Below are 18,684 nucleotides of genomic sequence, written 5' to 3'. Positions count from 1 at the left end.
TTACATATCTTACATTATTTACTATAAAGGAGTTTCTTTAAATCAATATTAAGAAATAAGTATTTTTTGTTAAATAATGGTTAATGCTATATATTTATACCTACAAGATTAATCCATTAATTTACACTTTTATTTTTCCCATTTATTTTTAGAATATTAAAAGTTATATTTTATAAAACTCACTTCTGGTTATCTTCATATTTGCTTTTTAATACTTAAATCCTGTTAAAATTTTTTGAAATTAATTTTTATGAAATTCTCTCTTTTATTTTCTCACTTATAACTTACTATTCTCACTTTTATGACTTTGACTTTCTTTGACCTTGAATGTATAATATAACTGTACAAAGAAATAAGAGAAGTAAATAAAAGTAATGCTTCTCTAAATAACATTTAAAGTTAGTTAAAGATAATTTATTACCCACTATCCTTAGTATGGATAAATTCAACTAACCAAATTAAAATTTAAAATTTCACTTAAAGGAGGTCTTTGTATGTTTGGTTTAGTACCTTTCAAATTTAATAATGGAGAAAATAATAGAGGATTAAGCATTAATGACATGTTCAATGATTTCTTTAATGACAACATGTTATCATCATTTAATTCAAGTGAAAACTTTAAGACTGATATAAAGGAAACACCTGAAAAATATATTGTTCACGCCGAATTACCAGGAATCAACAAGAAAGATATAAATATTGATTATAGTAATAACTATTTAAATATTTCTGCTAACAGAAATTATGAAAATGAAGAAAAGAAGGATAACTATATTAGACGTGAAAGAAGTTATGGATCAGTTTCTAGGGGATTTTATATAAATAATGTTAATAAGAATTTAATTAAAGCTAAATTTGATAATGGAGTTTTAACTATTGAGTTACCTAAAAAAGAATTAACCGCAGATAATGATAGTAGAATTTTAATTGAATAAATTATTAATCCTAAAAGAAGGTGATTCCAATAAATTCTAAAATAAAGTAGTTGCAAAACTTATTTTTGCAACTACTTTTCTATTTACAATATATGATTTTACCCCTGGGTTTAAACCATTTTTCCCCTTAAATTATGCTACATCATCTTTATTTTTCTTTAATGATAAAGATCCACTACCTGCTACTAATAAACCAAATAAAACTGGAATAATTGAATCAACTCCACCTGTTTGTGGTAATTTACCTCCATTTGGCTTAGTTGTTGAACTTCCACCATTACCATCACTAGGCTTATCTATATCTTCATCCTTATCAATAGTAGTATCTTTTCCTGCTACTAATAAATTTTCTACATTAGTATCTATTCCATTCTTTCTCCAATATTCCATAATACCATCTCTCATAACAATGTTAGTATCATACATATCTTTTGCATTAGAGAAATCATATCCATCTCCACCTGTTGCCATAAAGTCATTTACAACAACCTTATAATACTTATCCATATCTAATTTAGTTCCATCTTCAAACCTTATTGAAGTTATTCTTTCCCCTGCTGCTGCATCTTTATCATACCAAACCTTTATACCTGAGAATTGCCCCCATCCCATATTATCTGGCATGATTCCATGTTCAATAGCTTTAACTATATCTTCACCTTTAAGCTCCATTGTAAATAATGTATTATCAAAAGGTAATATAGTATACATATCTCCTACTGTTATATCTCCAGCAGTTAATGGAGTTCTAATTCCACCACCATTAGTAATACAAATATCAGCATCAGCTAAAATTCTCATTGTTTCTGCAACAACTATACCTAATGGTTGTAAGCCTTCTCTTGAATTATAAGCTAAATCTTTATCTAAAACAGTTACCTTCTCATCTAATATTGGTGATAATTCTTCTTTATTCTTTGCAACTAAAGCTGCCACATCTGCATCAGCAACTATACTTGCACTTCTCTTATAAACCTCTTCTGTATTTGGAGTTACAGAAACTAAATTTCCTTCTTTATCAAAATCAAAAGATAAAACTGATAATCCTCTTCCATTATATCCAGCTTCAACTATTGGAATATTGTTAACTATTCCACTTGCAAATTGATGGTCATGACCACCTATTATAGCATCAACATTTGTAACAACCTTAGCTAAATCTGCTGTTTCTCCTGTAATTTCACCTGTAGTTTTATTTTGAGTTGCACCTAAATGAGATAATACAACTACTGCATTAACCCCCTTTTCTATCTTTAATTCTTTAGCATATTTATTAACAACCTCTGCTGGTGCTAAGAAAGTAAGATCCTTAACATTTTCAGGCTTAGTTTTATATGCTGTTTCTTCTGTAGTTATACCTATTATTCCTACCTTTAATCCATTACTTTCAACAATTAAATATGGATCTGCAAAATCAACAGGATTTCCAGTAGCTTTATCTACAATGTTTGCTGCTAAGAATGGGAAGTTTCCTTCTTTTTCCCAATTTGTAATTTTATCTGTTCCCCAGTCGAACTCATGATTTCCTAAAGCTGATGCAGTTAATCCTACATTAGCAAAGAACTCTGAAACTGGCTTACCATAAGTTAAATTAGATATTGCAGTTCCTTGATATAAATCACCAGCTGCTACAGCAAAAGCTTCATAGTTAGAACCTTTTATATTTTTTCTTTCTTTTAATAATGTAGCTAATTTAGCAACACCAATATTTTTACCGCTTTCTTCTACATTTCCATGTAAATCATTAAAGCTCATAAATTCAATTCTAGTTGTATCTAAAGCTTTTAATACATCATTCCAAGTTAAGCTCTTAACATTAGGAGTTCTTCCATCTTCTGATGAAGGAAGTTCTAATATACCTTCATTAACAAGTCTAACAGCTTCTGCTCTTAAGGTTGTATCATAATTAATACCTGTTAACTTCCAATTGTTATCTACATTTCTTGTTATTTTTCCATTCTTAACATTTGTAATATATTCAATGATTAAATCTCTCATATCTGATACTTCATCAGCACCACTATCATAAATTTTCTTATGAGTACCTTGTTCAAATACAGGATTACTTGAAGAATTTAGTATAGAATCATATCTATAGTTATTAACTGCAAGATAAACTACATCTTCATCTGAAACTTCCTTACCATCCTTTTCAAAATAAAGATTTTCAATTCTTTTACCTGCTGGCTTTGAAATATTAATATCGTAAGTTATCCCATCAAACATATCATATTGATATAATCTTATATCTTCATTAAGAGATACTGTTAAATCTCCAGTTTTAAATTGATTATATATAGAAGCTGTCCATTCCATATATCTTTTTAATTGTTTACCATTAGTTTTTATTATATAAAGTTTATTATCATATTTATAAATATTAGATACAGCTGCCTTTGTTATATCTCCAGCAAACATATTAGAATTAGCATCAAATAGCGCAGCACCTGATACATTATATCCAGAGTTTGATTCAATACCTAAGCCTTCAAGATATTTAGCACTATTATATAATTGAACTTCATTAACAAAATCAGTTACACCTTGGTCTTCTACTAAAGATTGTGGAATTCCCTTAACTTCATTTTCATCTGATAATGATTTATCTAACTTTCCAATTACTCCTCTTGCATCATTAATTGCCCTGTTGTGATAGCTAGAAAGCTTAGATTGCAATTCTTCATCAACTGCTTTACCCTTTGTTGATAAATTAGAACTTGAACTTTCAATAACCTTATATCCTTCTTCAGTCTTTTCTAAAGTTATATCTATCTTACCTAAGTCTGCCCCATTATTTCCTGGTTGTACAACTATAGCATTATTAACTTTTATTCCAGCTTTCTTTTCATGGCTATGTCCCATAACTATTGCAGAAACTTCTGGATTAGCATTAGCTATGTCAGTAGCACTATCTCCACCACCATATTCTGAAGTTAAACCAACATGTGCTGAAACTACATAAAGATCTGCTCCCCCAGCTGCCTTAATTTCAGCTATAACTTTAGTAACCTCTTCTGTAGGATTTTTTGCTTCATATCCTACTAAGTTTGCAGCATCCCACTTTGTTATCCAAGGAGAAACTACACCTATTACTGCAACTTTAACTCCATTTTCTAAAGTCTTAATCATATAAGGATTTAATACTCTATTTCCATCCTTATAAAGATTAGCACATAAAACATTTAAGTTATCATTTGTTTGATTTATAAAATCATTTAAGTTATTCATTCCAAAATTAAATTCATGATTACCTAAGTTAAATACATCATATCCAATTTCATTTAACCCCAGTATCATTGGAGACATATCATCATTTAAAAATAAATGATTATAATTTCCTTGAGTAGTATCTCCATTATCAATTATTACTGTATTTCCATTTTTATTTTCTTTAATTAAAGTAGATATTTGAGTTAATCCACCATCAGATTGTAAATCCCTTGCATACTCATAATTTGTAAATCTTCCATGTAAATCTGTAGTTGCAAGAATTTGAACATTAACCTTTTCACTTTCTTTTAACTCAACATTATTTTCTTCTGTAACTTCTGTAACTTCTTCTGCACTAACTAAAATATTAGTAGGTAAAAGGCTGATACAAAACAACGACACTAAAATGGTAGCTAAGCTTTTCTTAAGATTTAATTTGTTTTTCATCTTATTCCCCCTAAGATAATATTTATATCATAAAAACAAATGATATCCTTTAAATAAAGCACACATACTCTATAGATATATTACGCTAACTACATAATATTCCTTATATTTGAATCTATTTATTTTTCTTTATCTTAAGATATTAGAATAGCTTTCACTATATCCAATACTCATAATAATTATTATAAGCATATTCATTTACAATACCATTATACCTATGTTAAAAACAGGTAATTTATTTGCAACCTATATATTCACTAACTATTTCTCTTATTTCTTCAAACTGCTTATTTGTTATATAATTTTTTGATTTAAAGTTTAACATTTTATCTAAATATTTTTGTTCCCTTATAATCCTTATGCTTTCATCATAAACAAGTCCAAATAATAGAGATATATGTCCTACTACATTATCTACAGCCGTCTTTTTTAAAGTTCTTAAAATTGTATCTTTTCTTTTAAAGTTTTCTAATACTTCTTTTGTAACTTCTGAATTATATATCTCCTCTGTTGTTACATTATAAATTTCTTCTAATGGAACAATAGTATTTACTTTAAGAATATCTATTTTATCTGCATCTCTTAATATATTACAAAAAGTTTTACTTTCTTCGGAAATATCTTCTGCTATCTTATATTCATTATGATTTTCAATTACATTTTTAATTAAATCATCTTTACTTGAATCATCAATAAATTCTCTTATCTTACCATCTTTAAATAATATTTCTACACCTAATTTAGCATGATCAACTGATTTAAAATCATTAAAAGTCCCATATCTCTTCACTTGCTCAAATCTACCTACATCATGAAGCATTCCTGTAAGCCAAGCAATCTCAATATCTTCATTGCTCATATTTATACTTTTAGCTATTCTTTCACACAACTCACTTACACGATATGTATGCTCTATTTTTAGCTTTATTTTTTCATCACTACTATCATAATTTTCTACATAATTATGGAATGCTTCTTTAACCTTACTTCTATTAATTTTCATTACTTCTTTCACCCTTTATTAATAAATTTTCTTAAAATTCATCTAAATCTTTATACTTATTAACTGTAAGTTCTACTTTATCATAATTCCTCTTATATTTTTCCATGGCCTTATCAAAAACTACTGCCGCTTCTTTTAAATTAGTATTTAAATTTTTCATAATATCAACTTTTTCAATTAATTATTCTCTCATTTCTTTCTTCTAACTTCTCTTTAATATAATCTCTCATAAATTCTCAAACCCCTTTATTTAAGTTTTATAAAACTAATCTATAAAAGTAACAACATCCTCAAGTGGTTTACGTGGTGGTGAGTTTGGAGTATCTTCTTCTGCAACACCTAGTGCTATCATAGACATTAACTTATATCCTTCTTTTTCAAAGTTAATAAGCTCTTCAATCTCCACTTTAGAATGAGTAGGCCCTGTCATATAGCAAGTCCCATATCCTAACTCTGTAGCTGATAATAAGAAATTCTCTACAGCTGCTCCTATACCTTGAGCTGCTGAATTTGGGAATCTTAATTCATTTAATACTTCCTCACTTGCATTATTATCTTTAAGAATAGTTTCCTCTACCATATAATACTCTTTTGAATATACAACAACTAATACTGGTGCATTTTTAAAACAAGTATAATACGATAATAAATTCATCATTAACTTTCTTTGCTTTTCTTCTTTAGCCATTTCTGCTAAGTTAATATGATTTTTTTCTACTATATCACTTATTTTACTAATTAATTCATTGTTTTGAATTACAACAAAATGCCATGTTTGCTGATTCTTTGGTGATGGTGCATGTATTGCAGCATCTAACATTTTAACAATATCTTCTTTTGATACTTTATCATTTTTAAATTTTCTAATACTTTTTCTGTTATAAATAAAATCTAATTTTTTCATATGTTTACCATCCTTTCTTTTTCAACTTCTATTATATACTACTTTAAAATAACTCTAAACAAAATCATTGGAAATAAATTTAATGTATCATTCTCATTATTTATGTTAAAACAATAATTATATAGAAACTTTTTTAGTATTGGAGTTTAATATGGAAAATATAATTAGTTATGCTAAAAACGAACTTCATTCTATGAATGAAAAAGAATTTAATACTGTAGATTCCTTAATTCTTTCTCAAATAAGCTATGTAATACTTGATAATTTGGTAGGTTGTATAAACTCAAATAGAGTTCCTGCAACCTTTAAAGACTTATTAAAAGCAGAGTTTTTTCATAAAATGTTTGATACAATTCCTTACGGAGATCTTACTAAAGAGCTACTTTTTTATGTATCTTCTAACCCTAGATTTAGAGATATAAGAATTAATTATCATCTTTCAAAAATTGATTCTTTTTCCGAAAAACAATTTTCTGCAACTACCTTTATATTAAATAATAGCACTGCTTATATAGCATTTCGTGGTACAGATTATAGTATTGTAGGATGGAAGGAAGATTTTAATTTGGCTTTCACTACTCCAGTTCCTTCTCACAATGAAGGAGCTGAATATGTAAACACTATTGCAAATTTAATTCCCCATGATCTTTATATAGGTGGACATTCTAAAGGTGGAAATATTGCTGTTTATGCTGCTATGAATTGTAATTATAGAGTTAAACCTCGCATAAAAAAAATATTTAGTCATGATGGTCCTGGATTTAGAAAGGAAATAATAGAAAGTGATGCTTTCAATGAAATAAAAGATAAAATAAATAAGACTTTACCTCAATCATCACTTATAGGAATGCTCCTTGAAAATCATGAAGAGTATCATGTAGTAAAAAGTAATAAATTTGGTGGTTTAAGACAACATGATCCTTTTTCCTGGGAAATAGTCGATTCTGATTTTAATTATTTAGAGAAAATTTCTTATGGCTCTAAATACACTAGTGACACTTTAAATAATTGGTTAAGTAATATTTGTGATGAAAAAAGAAGATTATTTATAGATGGCTTATTTGATATTTTTACTTGTACTAAATCTCAAAGCTTTATTGAAATATCTCAAAATTGGAAAAATAATATTCCTATTATTTTTAATGCATTAAAAAATATGGATAATGAAGTTAAATCTATGATTATTGAACTATTTAAAGAACTTTCTACATTTTATATTAAAAGTTTAACTCATCATGATAAAGAAAATATGACTTCATTTAAAGATAATCTTATATCACACTTATCTAATAATAATTAAGAGGATGCACAATACATCCTCTTTTTACTTGTTTATTTCGTTTCTAAATCAACTTTCTTAAAATACTCCTCTTGAAGAAGCTTTACTATCCCTGTAGCTTTTCCTCCCACTGATACTCCATCAATCTCACAAGCTGGTAATATCAACTTTACTTGTTAATTCTTATAGCAAATCACTTATTTCTATTAAAACAAAAGAGAGCCTTTAGAAAATACTTCTATAGGCTCTCTTTTTTAATCTTCTTTAAACATAGAAACTTTACTTTCATCTATAACTTTATCTGTATTAGTTTCTATCATTACAAATGTTCCTTCAAAATTAATTAATTGTTGTATATCATTCTTAAATATCATCTTATCATAAACTCTAGTTCCAGCAGAAATACTACATCTAAATGTTGGCTCTGTTAACTTTCCATCTACAGATATATCTTTACCTTCAACTATAACTTCGTTATCTGTTTTATTTTCAATACATAAGTTTAAATTTATTTCATCTTCTTCATTACGACTCATTCTAATAAAATAAACTTTTATTTTATCTGTATTAATTATTAAGTCTCCATCTACATCACTATTACAATCATCTTCAATTATTACAGTCTTTTCTTCATTATTATTTTCTTCTGGTGTTTTATCTTCTTTTATAGTTACTTCAGCTTCTTCTATAACTTCTTCTACTTCCCCTACAACTGGCATAATTCCAGTAAAGTCTTGAATAGCCTTATCATCACTTAGGATTTCTTTAATCTTATTTAATTCAGTAGTACATTCCTTATAACAAGAATTTAGATTATCCCTTACCTCTTCATTCTCTGAATATAAATCAAGTGAATTATTGAAAAGCACTACAAATGCATCTAAAGAATATGAAAACTTATTATTTTCTTTTTTAGAACTTTTTGCAGCTTTATATTCATTATTATAATATTCCTCTAATGACTTTCCTAAATTAACCAATACATCTTCTAAGCTTTCTCTTGCTTTATTAATAAGAACTATTTCTACTCCATCTTTACTATATTTATCTAATAAATTATCATCAACAGTATATCTTGATGCTAAATCAATTATTTCACCTAATAAATCTCCTGTTTCGCTAAAGCACTCCTCTACACTTGGCGTCTTTTTATTCTTGTTCTTACTAAACATATTAAATAATCCCATCTTTATAGTACTCCTTTATCTTGTATGATTTCTAATTTATTATAACATACACTCATTAATAAAGGTAATTATTCCATTTATACAAGAATATATATTATTCTAAATTAATATTTTTTGAATAAATATTGTAATAATGAAGCAATAAAGGCAGGTGGATTTAAATGACATTAGATGAATTAGAAGTAGGAAAAAGTGCAACAATTGTTAGTGTCGGCGGTGATGGTTCACTAAGAAATCACTTTCTTGATATGGGACTTACACCTAATACTCAAGTGGCTCTTATAAAGGTTGCTCCTATGGGTGACCCCATTGAATTATGTGTACGGGGATATGAACTTACACTTAGACTAGCAGATGCTGCAAAAATAGAAATTAAAGATATTACTGATACAAAATGTATTAATAATTATAAAGAAAGAATTCACGATATCCCTCATCCTCAAGTAGGTGAAATGGGAATTTACCATGTTAATAAAAAAGGCGATGAGTTATCTGCAGGAGCACCTTTAACCTTTGGTTTAATTGGTAATCAAAATTGTGGTAAAACCACACTATTTAATCAATTAACAGGTAGCAATCAACATGTTGGAAACTTTCCTGGTGTAACAGTAGATAGAAAAGATGGAGTAATTAAAAATCATCCTGAGGCTACAGTTACAGATCTTCCTGGAATATACTCTCTTTCACCATATACTAATGAAGAAATAGTAACTAGAGATTTTATTATTGATTCTAATCCTAGAGGAATAATAAATATTGTTGATGCAACTAATATTGAGCGTAATTTATATTTAACAATGCAACTTATAGAAATGGACCTACCAATAGTTCTTGCACTAAATATGATGGATGAAGTTCAAGAAAATGGTGGAACTATTAAAGTTAATTTACTAGAAGAATTATTAGGTATTCCTGTTGTACCTATATCAGCTTCTAAAAATATGGGAATTGATGAACTTATTGAACATGCTATTCACGTTGCTAGATTTGATGAGTGCCCTGGAAGATTAGATTTTTGTGATGAAAATGCTTCTGATGAGCAAGCTGCCATTCACAGATGTATTCATGCAATACTTCATTTAATTGAAGATCATGCTAATAATGCAAAAATTCCAGCAAGATTCGCAGCTACAAAATTAGTTGAAGGTGATTCTATTATTTTAAATAAACTAAAATTAGATGAAAATGAAAAGGAAATGCTAGAACATATTATAATAGAAATGGAAAATGAAACTGGCAAAGACAGACAATCTGCTCTTGCTGATATGAGATTTACTTTTATCACTAATGTCTGTAATAATACAGTTATAAAACCATTAGAAAGTAAATCACATATACGTAGTGTAAAAATTGATAATATACTTACTGGAAAATATACTGCTATACCTGCTTTTGTTACCATTATGGCTTTAGTTTTCTGGCTAACTTTTAATGTTATTGGTGCTACCTTATCTGATTGGCTATCAATGGCAATATCATGGTTTACACAGGTTTGTGATAATGGATTAACTTCTTATGGACTTAACCCTATAGTAAAATCTCTTTTAATTGATGGTATTTTCGGTGGAGTTGGAAGTGTTCTTAGCTTTTTACCAATTATAGTAGTTCTATTTTTCTTTTTATCTGTATTAGAAGATAGTGGATATATGGCTAGAATTGCTTTTGTTATGGATAAGCTTCTTAGAAAAATTGGACTTTCCGGCAGAAGTTTTGTTCCTCTTTTAATTGGTTTTGGTTGTTCTGTACCTGCAATTATGTCTACTAGAACACTATCATCAGAAAGAGATCGTAAAATGACAATGTTATTAATTCCATTTATGAGTTGCTCTGCTAAGCTTCCTATTTACGCATTATTTACTTATGCATTTTTTTCAAAGTATCGTACATTAGTTATGGTTATTTTGTATTTTTCCGGAATTATTGTTGGGGTTTTATTTTCTTTTTTACTTAAAAATAGCGCTTTTAAAGGACAACCTATTCCTTTTGTAATGGAGTTACCTAACTATAGATTTCCTAGTCCTAAAAGTGTTTGGCAATTAATATGGACTAAAGCTAAAGATTTTATAACAAAAGCATTTACCATTATATTTGTAGCAACTATTATTATTTGGTTTTTACAAACCTTTGATGCAAAACTTAATGTTATAAGTGATTCTAAATTTAGTTTACTTGCTTTAATAGGTGGCCTTATTTCTCCTTTATTTACTCCACTTGGCTTTGGTGATTGGAGAATATCAACTGCTTTAATTACTGGATTCTCAGCTAAAGAAAATGTAGTAAGTACTTTAACTGTATTATTAGGTGGAAATACTTCAGCATTACCTACTTTATTCACACCTTTTACTGCATTTGTATTTTTAATATTTACATTATTATATACTCCTTGTATTGCTGCAATAGCTTGTATAAAGCGAGAACTTGGCTCAAAAAAAGTGGCTCTTGCTATGGCTTTAATACAATGTGGTATAGCATGGATTGTTGCTTTTGTAATTCATTTCATAGGATCTTTATTAGGATTTGCTTAAAATATAAATATGACTAACTGAAAATTTAAATATTTATACTTTCAGTTAGTCATATACCTTATAACTTATTATTTTTAATTCTTTCTGCTAAATCCTTAACTTTTAATTCTATACTTTTTGCTATTTTTATAAATTCTTCATCATCTTTTCCAGTTGGATCTTCTAATCCCCAATCTTCTACATAATCTCCTGGTAAATAAGGACATACAACATTACATCCCATTTTTATAACTATATCAACATTTGGAATATCACTTAATAGTTTTGATTTTTGAGTTTCATTCATATTTATGTCATATAACTCTTTTATTATTCTTACTGCATCTTGGTTTATTTGTGGTTTTGTTTCTGTTCCTGCTGAATAACTTTCAAAAACATCTATCCCATATTTTTTTCCTAATGCTTCTGCCATTTGTGATCTACATGAATTATGTACACATACAAAAGCTACCTTTGGTTTATTCATAAATTATCCACTCCCATTACATAAGATTATTTTATTATATCATTATATATAGATATTCATCTATATATATTTTTACTAACTTTTAATCAATTTAAAATTACCACTGATTTATGTTTTCTATTATATAGTCTTTAAACTCATCTGCACTTTTTGAAATATAACCTTCCTTATTCCATCCCATATAAATATTCTTATATCCAATTTCATCTTTTATTTTAAGTTTAGAAATTTTATTAATATTAATCATAGGTGTATTTATAACTATTGCAATACCTGCACCTGCAGAAACCAACCCAGCTAGCATACTAGCTTCAGTAGGCTCTACTGATATCTTAGGATTATATCCTATAAGCTCAGCATATGATATTTTCTTTTCATTATCTTTACTATTATAAACAATAAAATTCTCTTCCTTTAAATCTTTTAAATAAACATCTTCCTTATTAGCTAAATGATGATTCTTAGGTACTATTAATACATACTCTTCTTTCTTTACCAAAATTACTTCTATTTCCGGATAATTGCTAATACTATCTATATTATCAAAAAATCCAAAATCTATTTTTCCATATTTTAAGTCCTTTAATATTTCTACTGTTGTTTGATTATTAAAATTAAACTTTATCTGCATGTTATTATTTAAAAAATTACTTATTAAAAAGGGCATAAAAGTTGCCCCTATACAATATGTAGATGATACTGAAATAACCCTATCATTATTCTTCTTCATATCTTGTATTTTTTCTATTCCTCTTTCAATATCATTAAGAGCAGATTCTGCATACTTTAAAAATACCTCTCCAAATTTAGTTATTTTTATATTACGCCCTTCTCGTTCAAATAATGGAACATTTAACTCCTCTTCTAACTTTGAAATAGCTTTACTTAATGCCGGTTGAGTCACTAATAAAATATTAGACGCTGTAGTAAAGTTTTTTGTCTCTGCTATAATCTTAAAATATTCTAATTGTTGTAAATTCATATTCATCTCTCCTACTAATCTTAATTTATATAATATCTAACTGATTTAAGTGCATACTTTTTTAACAGAAACTAATAAGTCAGTTTATTTTATATAACTTTTAGTTATATATTTATGAATATTATCAATTGGACTTACATTTCTAATAAGTGATATAATCACATTATCCATTGATAAGTCTTCTTTTGTTAATAGACAAATTATAAATTTTATTAATACAAAAGTCAAAAACAATATTTATTTATAATTAATATTAATATAAAGTGCAAAATAATATTATATTTAAAATTAAGGAGTGTTTTTAAAATGTTTAAAGTAAATAGAGAAAAATGTATATCCTGTACACAATGTATTCAAGATTGTCCTACTCGTGTTATTTCATTAAAAGATGGAAAAGCAGAAATTAATAATGATGGGTGTATTAAATGTGCTCATTGCGTTGCAGTCTGTCCTGTAGAAGCAGTTTCAACAGATGATTATAATATGGATGAGATAAAACCTTATAATAAAGATACTTTCACAGTAGAAGCTGAAAATCTTTTAAACTTTATTAAGTTTAGAAGAAGCGTTAGACGTTTTAAAAATAAGCCTGTAGAAAAGGAAAAGCTTGAACAAATTATTGAAGCTGGAAGATTTACTCAAACTTCAACTAATTCTCAAGATGTTTCTTATACTGTAGTTACAGATAAATTACCATTACTTAGGGAATTAGTTTATGAAAGCTTAAAGCAAAAAGGGGATTATATCTTAGCTAACTTAACTCCTGAAACTGAATATCTAAAGAGATATGCAACTGCATGGGTTAATTATTATGATGCTTTTAAAGAAGATCCTATAAAAAATGATAGAATGTTCTTTAATGCACCTGCAGTAATATTTGTTACTTCACCAAATGCATTTAATGGTGGATTAGCTTCTTCTAACATGGAACTTATGACAGATGCTTTAGGTCTTGGTACTTTCTTTAGTGGATTTATACAAATAGCTTCTAAAGATAATAAGGATATTTTAGATTTACTTGGAATTAACGATGGTAATCAAATAGTTTCTTGCTTAGTCATTGGATATCCTAATGTTAAATATCAAAGAACTGTTCCAAGAAAAGAAGCTAATGTAAACTGGATTTAAGAAAAAGTGCCACTAAGGTACCTCACAGGCGCCCTAGTGGCACTTTTTTATTTATCCTTCAAGTCCAGTATGTTTTTTCTCTTCATTTACTAACTCTTGAAACTCTATATCATATAACTTATCTTTTAATTCTTTTACCCTATTATCTAACTCTTTAATTTTTTCCTTAGCATTATACATTTTAATATTAACTGCCCAATCATTTCTTTCTCTTTCGTAGTGCTTAATTTCATCTCTTATTTTTTGACTTTCAGATAACACTAAAGATATTATTAATTTTTACAGATAAACTTATTATAATTATTATATAATAACAGTATTTTTTCTCTATATTTATTATATAACATACTATTCATAGCTTCTAAATAATCATAATTTTCTATAATCTTATTTACAACTTTATTATCTATTTCTCCAAGCTCCACAGATTTATTTAGTATTTCTATTACTTTTTCTTTTTTAAATCTTTCTTTATATGGTCTTTTTTGAATTAAAGCTATAAATATATCAGCTACAGAAACAATTCTTTCACTTAAAGATAAATTAGATATTCCCCTTGGATAACCTTTCCCATTTAATTTTTCATGATGATTAGCTGCTATATTTAAAATACTATCATTTTTTAAATTAGATAAAATTTCATATGTATATATAACATGCTTTTTCATAACTTCAAATTCTTCTTTTGTTAAAGAAGATTCTTTTTTTAATATTTCATTTGGTATTGCTAATTTGCCAATATCATGTAGTAAGCTTCCTATCATTACATTATAATATTCTATTTTACTTAAATTAAAGTATTTGCAAATTATACAACTAGTCTTAGATACAGATAAAGAATGTAAATCTTCAATATAACATTTACAATCAATTATAAAAGCTAAACACTCAATAATCTTTTCTGTACTTATTATTTCTGAATCTAATATATTAAATTCTTCCCAAAACTTATATTTATAACTTCCATCTAACAAATTATTTAATATTTCTGTTGCATTACTATTTAAAAACTGACCTAAATATTCTGGATTATAAAAAAAAGATCTTTTATCTAATATATCTATTATATTATTTATTGAAACTTCTTTATTAATCATTTTAAATATTGATATATCATCTGCTAATTTTATAATATTACTTTCTAACGGCTTTTCAATATTATTAATGATTTTATTAGAATTATAGCTATTATGATGATACAAAACAAATTTACATATACTGGTATTAGGTGATAAAAAATTAAACAATACATATCCCAATATACAATGCTCTTGTATAACAGTTTCAGTTTCATAATCTTCTAAGGAATATACTATATTTGTTCTTACTGCCGAAAAATCATGAAAATATGCTGCTATAACTAATGAATGTTTAGTATTTTCATCTATATTTAAAAGCTTACATATTTCTAAAGTTAAATATGCAACTTCCAAACTATGAGAACTTATAGTTTCATCAAGTTTTTCATATGCACTATTAACTGTTTTTAATACATTTGTTATATCTAAGCACCCCTTCATATTTCCACCCTTTCTCATATAAAAACACATATTTTTATTGTACACCAATTATTTCCATATTCCACCTTGTTAAAAAACTATTTATTAATATTCGCAACAAAAAAAAGACATTAGCAATAAAGCAAATGTCTTTTAATCCTATTTAATTATTTTTGTATTACTTCTTATTTATTACTAATTTCATACTCTTTATAAAAACTAGTTAATATATCATATTCTCCTTGTGATAGGAATTTACTATTATATTTTTCATCTAGGTCTTTTTGTGTAAATCCTATGTATCTTATTTTATTTTTATAAAGTTCAATAAGTCCTAATCTTAAGTTATTATTTTCACTCATTTTTTTATCTCCTTTATGTTTTAGTTTAATTTTCTATTATTATACACCACTTTTTAATGTGATGTTAATACTTTTTATTATTAGTTAATAATTTTTATTGTATCCATACATTAGTTGTTTCTATTTAATTAGTGTATTTTATTAATATAGAAATTTATCGGAGGTCATTATAATGAAAAAAAACATTGCTACTAAAGACATAACTAAAATTGCAATCATGGCTGCTTTAGTTTTTGTTACAACTTATTTAATCAAAATCCCTTCTTTAAACGGATATACTCATATAGGTGACTCTATGGTTATTTTATCTGCTTTAATTTTAGGAAAGAAAAAAGGAGCTTTAGCTGCTGGTCTAGGAGCTGCTTTATGTGATTTATTAAGCGGATATATGCAATATATTATCCCTACATTTTTAATTAAAGCTATTATGGTATTAATTATTGCTACCATTGCAGAAAATTTAATTGATAAAACTAAATTTGCTTGGATTATTGGTTCTATTATAGGATGTGCTTTTCAAGTCTTTGGATACGGCTTAGTAGAAACTATAATGTATGGATTTGCAGCAGCTCTTCTTTCTGTTCCTGCAAATATTATTCAATCTATAGTTGGTACTGTTATTGCTATGGTTTTAGCAACAGTTCTTGAAAAATCAAATGTGTTAAAAAAATTAAGAAATGCTTAATCAATGGTTAATTGGTAATTGGTAATTGGTAATTGGTAATTGGTAATTAAAGTTTAATTTATATAATAAAAAAACTCCCTTAAAAGATTAACTTTTAAGGGAGTTTTAAGTTATTTAAATATTAGAATCCAAATGGTATTCCGAATGCGAAGAATCCTAATAAAAGAATTGTCCATCCAATTAAGAAGCTTATTGAATAAGGCATCATTAATCTTATCATATCACCAATTGTATATTCTGGTTTGTACTTTCTCATAAATACTAAGATAATACCTGCATAAGACATTAATGGAGTTATTATGTTAGTTGATGAGTCAGCAACTCTGTAAGCTGCAGCAACAACTTCTGGTGTCATATTTGAATTTACTTGATATAACATTGGTAAGAATATTGGACCAAGTAACATCCATTTTGAAGTTAATCCACCAACAAATAAGTTAATTAAAGCTGTTATTAATATAAATCCTATTATTAAAAGTATTGGGAATTCTGATAAATTCATAGCTTTTAATAAGTTACCACCTAAGTAAGTAATATAAGTTCCAAGTCCACTCTTAGTTAATAATGCAAGGAAGTTGTATGAGAAGAATGTTAAAACAAGTACTGATCCCATAGAACCCATTTGCTTAGACATACCTTTTACTACATCATTAGCATTTTTGAACTTTCCAACTTTTATACCATAGAATACACCAGGCATAAAGAATAAGAATGTTATTATTAATATAATATTATCCATAAATGGAGTTACTTTTGAACCTGTTTCTGGATCTATAAATGTCTTTAATGGTCCAAAATATAAACCTACTACACATAAAGCTGCAATTAAGAATCCTAAACCTGCAAATTTAAGTGCTTTGTTTTCAACAGGCTTAACTGTGAAATCATCTAAATTCATATCTTCTGGAATTATGTAGCTTTCTTTTTCAAGTCTTGGCTTGATTATTTTAATTGTTACAAAAGCACCAATTGCAGCTAACATGAAAGTAGAAGCAACTACGAAATAATAATGCATTGTAGCTGGATTTAAAGCTTGTCCTGCTGCATTAACAAAAGGAATACCTTGTCCTTCTGCAAATATCTTTGCATTGTTACCAATTATTATATCAATTGGTGTAGCTGGTATTAAGTTTGCACTAAATCCTGCTGAAACCCCTGCAAAAGCAGCAGCCATACCAATAAGTGGGTTTTTCTTTAACCCTGCATATAAAAGACCTGCTAAAGGTATTAAAATTACATAACCTGCATCAGTAGCAATACTACTCATGATTCCTAAAAATACTAATACTATTGGAAGCATCTTATCAGAAACTTTTAATCCAACCTTTTTAATTAATGTAGATAAAAGACCTGATTCTTCAGCTAAACCAACTCCTAGCATAACAACAAGAATTGTACCTAGTACTCCTCCACCATATGCTAACCAGTTGTTAAGTAGTGCATTTGAAAATATCCATTGAATATTTTCTGCATCAAACATATTTAAAATAGTATGAGTTGTATAAGTACCATCACCATTCATAACCTCAAAGGATTTTCCTCCTAAGAATAAAGTTGCAGCTAAAACAACAACATAAAATATTGCAAATATTATAACTGGATCTGGTATTTTCTTCCCTATCTTTTCAATTAAAGATACTTTTTTCCTTTCTTGTAAATCAATTACTTTTTCTTCATTTCTCTGTTCCATTTTATCCCCCCACGTTTGATTAAACTATAAGTTATATAGCTAATTTAGTATTATTTTACTACACCATTATCAATTTATCAACCTTTTTCGATATTTTTTTGCAAATTTATATAATAAACCTTTTTTATTTTTAAATATTAATAATACTTTTTTATTTTTTTGAAATATTTCCTTCAATTTTTATAAACGCTGCAACTGGACTTTTAAAACTATAGAGTTAATAAATGTAAAAAAAAAAAATGGCTTAATTCTTGTAATTAAGCCATTTTTACACATGTTAAATATTGTTATAAACATTTATTAATCTATAATAGTGCAGTTTTCCTTGAATAATTTTACAGTTAAATAAAAAATGAACTTTAACAAGCTATTTTTAATGACT

General features: G+C 27.1%; 16 protein-coding genes. 5 read left to right on the top strand and 11 right to left on the bottom strand.

All coding sequences use genetic code 11. The annotated features are described in order from the left end of the window. Positions 1 to 494 precede the first annotated feature (494 nt). Positions 495 to 935 carry an Hsp20/alpha crystallin family protein gene (locus HCG76_RS14720; RefSeq protein ID WP_221701103.1) on the top strand — a complete coding sequence of 147 codons (441 nt, stop codon included), beginning with the start codon at positions 495 to 497 and terminating at the stop codon, positions 933 to 935. 132 nt (positions 936 to 1,067) lie between these two features. Here HCG76_RS14720 and HCG76_RS14715 read toward each other — a convergent pair whose 3' ends face one another. The 4 genes from HCG76_RS14715 to HCG76_RS14705 form a co-directional block, all read right to left on the bottom strand. Then, the gene (locus tag HCG76_RS14715; protein ID WP_221701104.1) at positions 1,068 to 4,592 is read right to left on the bottom strand and encodes a 5'-nucleotidase C-terminal domain-containing protein; all 3,525 of its coding nucleotides are present in this window, start codon (positions 4,590 to 4,592) and stop codon (positions 1,068 to 1,070) included. Between the two features lie 235 nt (positions 4,593 to 4,827). Beyond that, on the bottom strand, positions 4,828 to 5,595 hold the full coding sequence (locus HCG76_RS14710) for an HD domain-containing protein (protein WP_221701105.1): 768 nt from the start codon (positions 5,593 to 5,595) through the stop codon (positions 4,828 to 4,830). Between the two features lie 31 nt (positions 5,596 to 5,626). After that, a complete protein-coding gene (locus HCG76_RS19170; protein ID WP_260458160.1) occupies positions 5,627 to 5,755 on the bottom strand; it encodes a hypothetical protein in 129 nt (42 codons plus the stop codon). 105 nt (positions 5,756 to 5,860) lie between these two features. Further along, positions 5,861 to 6,499, bottom strand: coding sequence for a nitroreductase family protein (locus HCG76_RS14705; RefSeq protein WP_221701106.1), 639 nt, complete (start codon positions 6,497 to 6,499; stop codon positions 5,861 to 5,863). Positions 6,500 to 6,650: 151 nt separating this feature from the next. Here HCG76_RS14705 and HCG76_RS14700 point away from each other — a divergent pair, with 151 nt between their 5' ends. Beyond that, positions 6,651 to 7,799 (top strand): Mbeg1-like protein, encoded by a 1,149-nt coding sequence (locus HCG76_RS14700; protein ID WP_221701107.1) that lies wholly within the window; start codon positions 6,651 to 6,653, stop codon positions 7,797 to 7,799. A 233-nt stretch (positions 7,800 to 8,032) separates the two neighbouring features. Here HCG76_RS14700 and HCG76_RS14695 read toward each other — a convergent pair whose 3' ends face one another. Beyond that, positions 8,033 to 8,965, bottom strand: coding sequence for a hypothetical protein (locus HCG76_RS14695; RefSeq protein WP_221701108.1), 933 nt, complete (start codon positions 8,963 to 8,965; stop codon positions 8,033 to 8,035). A 161-nt stretch (positions 8,966 to 9,126) separates the two neighbouring features. Between HCG76_RS14695 and feoB the strand changes: the two genes are divergently transcribed. Continuing rightward, positions 9,127 to 11,490, top strand: a complete 2,364-nt coding sequence (gene feoB, locus HCG76_RS14690) for a ferrous iron transport protein B (protein ID WP_221701109.1) — start codon at positions 9,127 to 9,129, stop codon at positions 11,488 to 11,490. 58 nt (positions 11,491 to 11,548) lie between these two features. Here feoB and HCG76_RS14685 read toward each other — a convergent pair whose 3' ends face one another. Both HCG76_RS14685 and HCG76_RS14680 read right to left on the bottom strand, forming a co-directional pair. Continuing rightward, positions 11,549 to 11,956 carry an arsenate reductase ArsC gene (locus HCG76_RS14685; RefSeq protein ID WP_221701110.1) on the bottom strand — a complete coding sequence of 136 codons (408 nt, stop codon included), beginning with the start codon at positions 11,954 to 11,956 and terminating at the stop codon, positions 11,549 to 11,551. A 97-nt stretch (positions 11,957 to 12,053) separates the two neighbouring features. Then, positions 12,054 to 12,938: a LysR family transcriptional regulator gene (locus tag HCG76_RS14680; RefSeq protein WP_221701111.1), complete on the bottom strand. Its 885-nt coding sequence runs from the start codon at positions 12,936 to 12,938 to the stop codon at positions 12,054 to 12,056. A gap of 306 nt (positions 12,939 to 13,244) precedes the next feature. Between HCG76_RS14680 and HCG76_RS14675 the strand changes: the two genes are divergently transcribed. Beyond that, positions 13,245 to 14,066, top strand: coding sequence for a nitroreductase family protein (locus HCG76_RS14675; RefSeq protein WP_221701112.1), 822 nt, complete (start codon positions 13,245 to 13,247; stop codon positions 14,064 to 14,066). A 51-nt stretch (positions 14,067 to 14,117) separates the two neighbouring features. Here HCG76_RS14675 and HCG76_RS14670 read toward each other — a convergent pair whose 3' ends face one another. The 3 genes from HCG76_RS14670 to HCG76_RS14660 all read right to left on the bottom strand — a co-directional run bounded on the left by HCG76_RS14670 (position 14,118) and on the right by HCG76_RS14660 (position 15,927). After that, positions 14,118 to 14,327, bottom strand: coding sequence for a hypothetical protein (locus HCG76_RS14670; RefSeq protein ID WP_221701113.1), 210 nt, complete (start codon positions 14,325 to 14,327; stop codon positions 14,118 to 14,120). A gap of 11 nt (positions 14,328 to 14,338) precedes the next feature. Next, on the bottom strand, positions 14,339 to 15,586 hold the full coding sequence (locus HCG76_RS14665; RefSeq protein WP_221701114.1) for an HD domain-containing phosphohydrolase: 1,248 nt from the start codon (positions 15,584 to 15,586) through the stop codon (positions 14,339 to 14,341). Between the two features lie 164 nt (positions 15,587 to 15,750). After that, positions 15,751 to 15,927: a hypothetical protein gene (locus HCG76_RS14660; RefSeq protein ID WP_221701115.1), complete on the bottom strand. Its 177-nt coding sequence runs from the start codon at positions 15,925 to 15,927 to the stop codon at positions 15,751 to 15,753. A 172-nt stretch (positions 15,928 to 16,099) separates the two neighbouring features. Between HCG76_RS14660 and HCG76_RS14655 the strand changes: the two genes are divergently transcribed. Beyond that, positions 16,100 to 16,612, top strand: coding sequence for an ECF transporter S component (locus HCG76_RS14655; RefSeq protein ID WP_221701116.1), 513 nt, complete (start codon positions 16,100 to 16,102; stop codon positions 16,610 to 16,612). Between the two features lie 121 nt (positions 16,613 to 16,733). Here the strand turns inward: HCG76_RS14655 and HCG76_RS14650 are convergent, their stop codons facing one another. After that, positions 16,734 to 18,302 (bottom strand): AbgT family transporter, encoded by a 1,569-nt coding sequence (locus HCG76_RS14650; protein WP_221701117.1) that lies wholly within the window; start codon positions 18,300 to 18,302, stop codon positions 16,734 to 16,736. Positions 18,303 to 18,684: the final 382 nt, after the last annotated feature.

It is taken from the genome of Clostridium sp. K13 (assembly GCF_019734195.1).
Taxonomy (GTDB): Bacteria; Bacillota; Clostridia; order Clostridiales; family Clostridiaceae; genus Clostridium.
The sequence above is the reverse complement of the archived record's forward strand: the minus strand, read 5'-3'. Positions and strand labels throughout refer to the sequence as shown.

Coding starts and splice junctions, on each gene's coding strand:
- HCG76_RS14675 (WP_221701112.1), top strand. CDS start 13,245: ATGTTTAAAGTAAATAGAGAAAAATGTATATCCTGTACACAATGTATT.
- HCG76_RS19170 (WP_260458160.1), bottom strand. CDS start 5,755: ATGAAAAATTTAAATACTAATTTAAAAGAAGCGGCAGTAGTTTTTGAT.
- HCG76_RS14695 (WP_221701108.1), bottom strand. CDS start 8,965: ATGGGATTATTTAATATGTTTAGTAAGAACAAGAATAAAAAGACGCCA.
- HCG76_RS14700 (WP_221701107.1), top strand. CDS start 6,651: ATGGAAAATATAATTAGTTATGCTAAAAACGAACTTCATTCTATGAAT.
- HCG76_RS14720 (WP_221701103.1), top strand. CDS start 495: ATGTTTGGTTTAGTACCTTTCAAATTTAATAATGGAGAAAATAATAGA.
- HCG76_RS14715 (WP_221701104.1), bottom strand. CDS start 4,592: ATGAAAAACAAATTAAATCTTAAGAAAAGCTTAGCTACCATTTTAGTG.
- HCG76_RS14660 (WP_221701115.1), bottom strand. CDS start 15,927: ATGAGTGAAAATAATAACTTAAGATTAGGACTTATTGAACTTTATAAA.
- HCG76_RS14665 (WP_221701114.1), bottom strand. CDS start 15,586: ATGAAGGGGTGCTTAGATATAACAAATGTATTAAAAACAGTTAATAGT.
- HCG76_RS14685 (WP_221701110.1), bottom strand. CDS start 11,956: ATGAATAAACCAAAGGTAGCTTTTGTATGTGTACATAATTCATGTAGA.
- HCG76_RS14710 (WP_221701105.1), bottom strand. CDS start 5,595: ATGAAAATTAATAGAAGTAAGGTTAAAGAAGCATTCCATAATTATGTA.
- HCG76_RS14680 (WP_221701111.1), bottom strand. CDS start 12,938: ATGAATTTACAACAATTAGAATATTTTAAGATTATAGCAGAGACAAAA.
- HCG76_RS14650 (WP_221701117.1), bottom strand. CDS start 18,302: ATGGAACAGAGAAATGAAGAAAAAGTAATTGATTTACAAGAAAGGAAA.
- feoB (WP_221701109.1), top strand. CDS start 9,127: ATGACATTAGATGAATTAGAAGTAGGAAAAAGTGCAACAATTGTTAGT.
- HCG76_RS14705 (WP_221701106.1), bottom strand. CDS start 6,499: ATGAAAAAATTAGATTTTATTTATAACAGAAAAAGTATTAGAAAATTT.
- HCG76_RS14655 (WP_221701116.1), top strand. CDS start 16,100: ATGAAAAAAAACATTGCTACTAAAGACATAACTAAAATTGCAATCATG.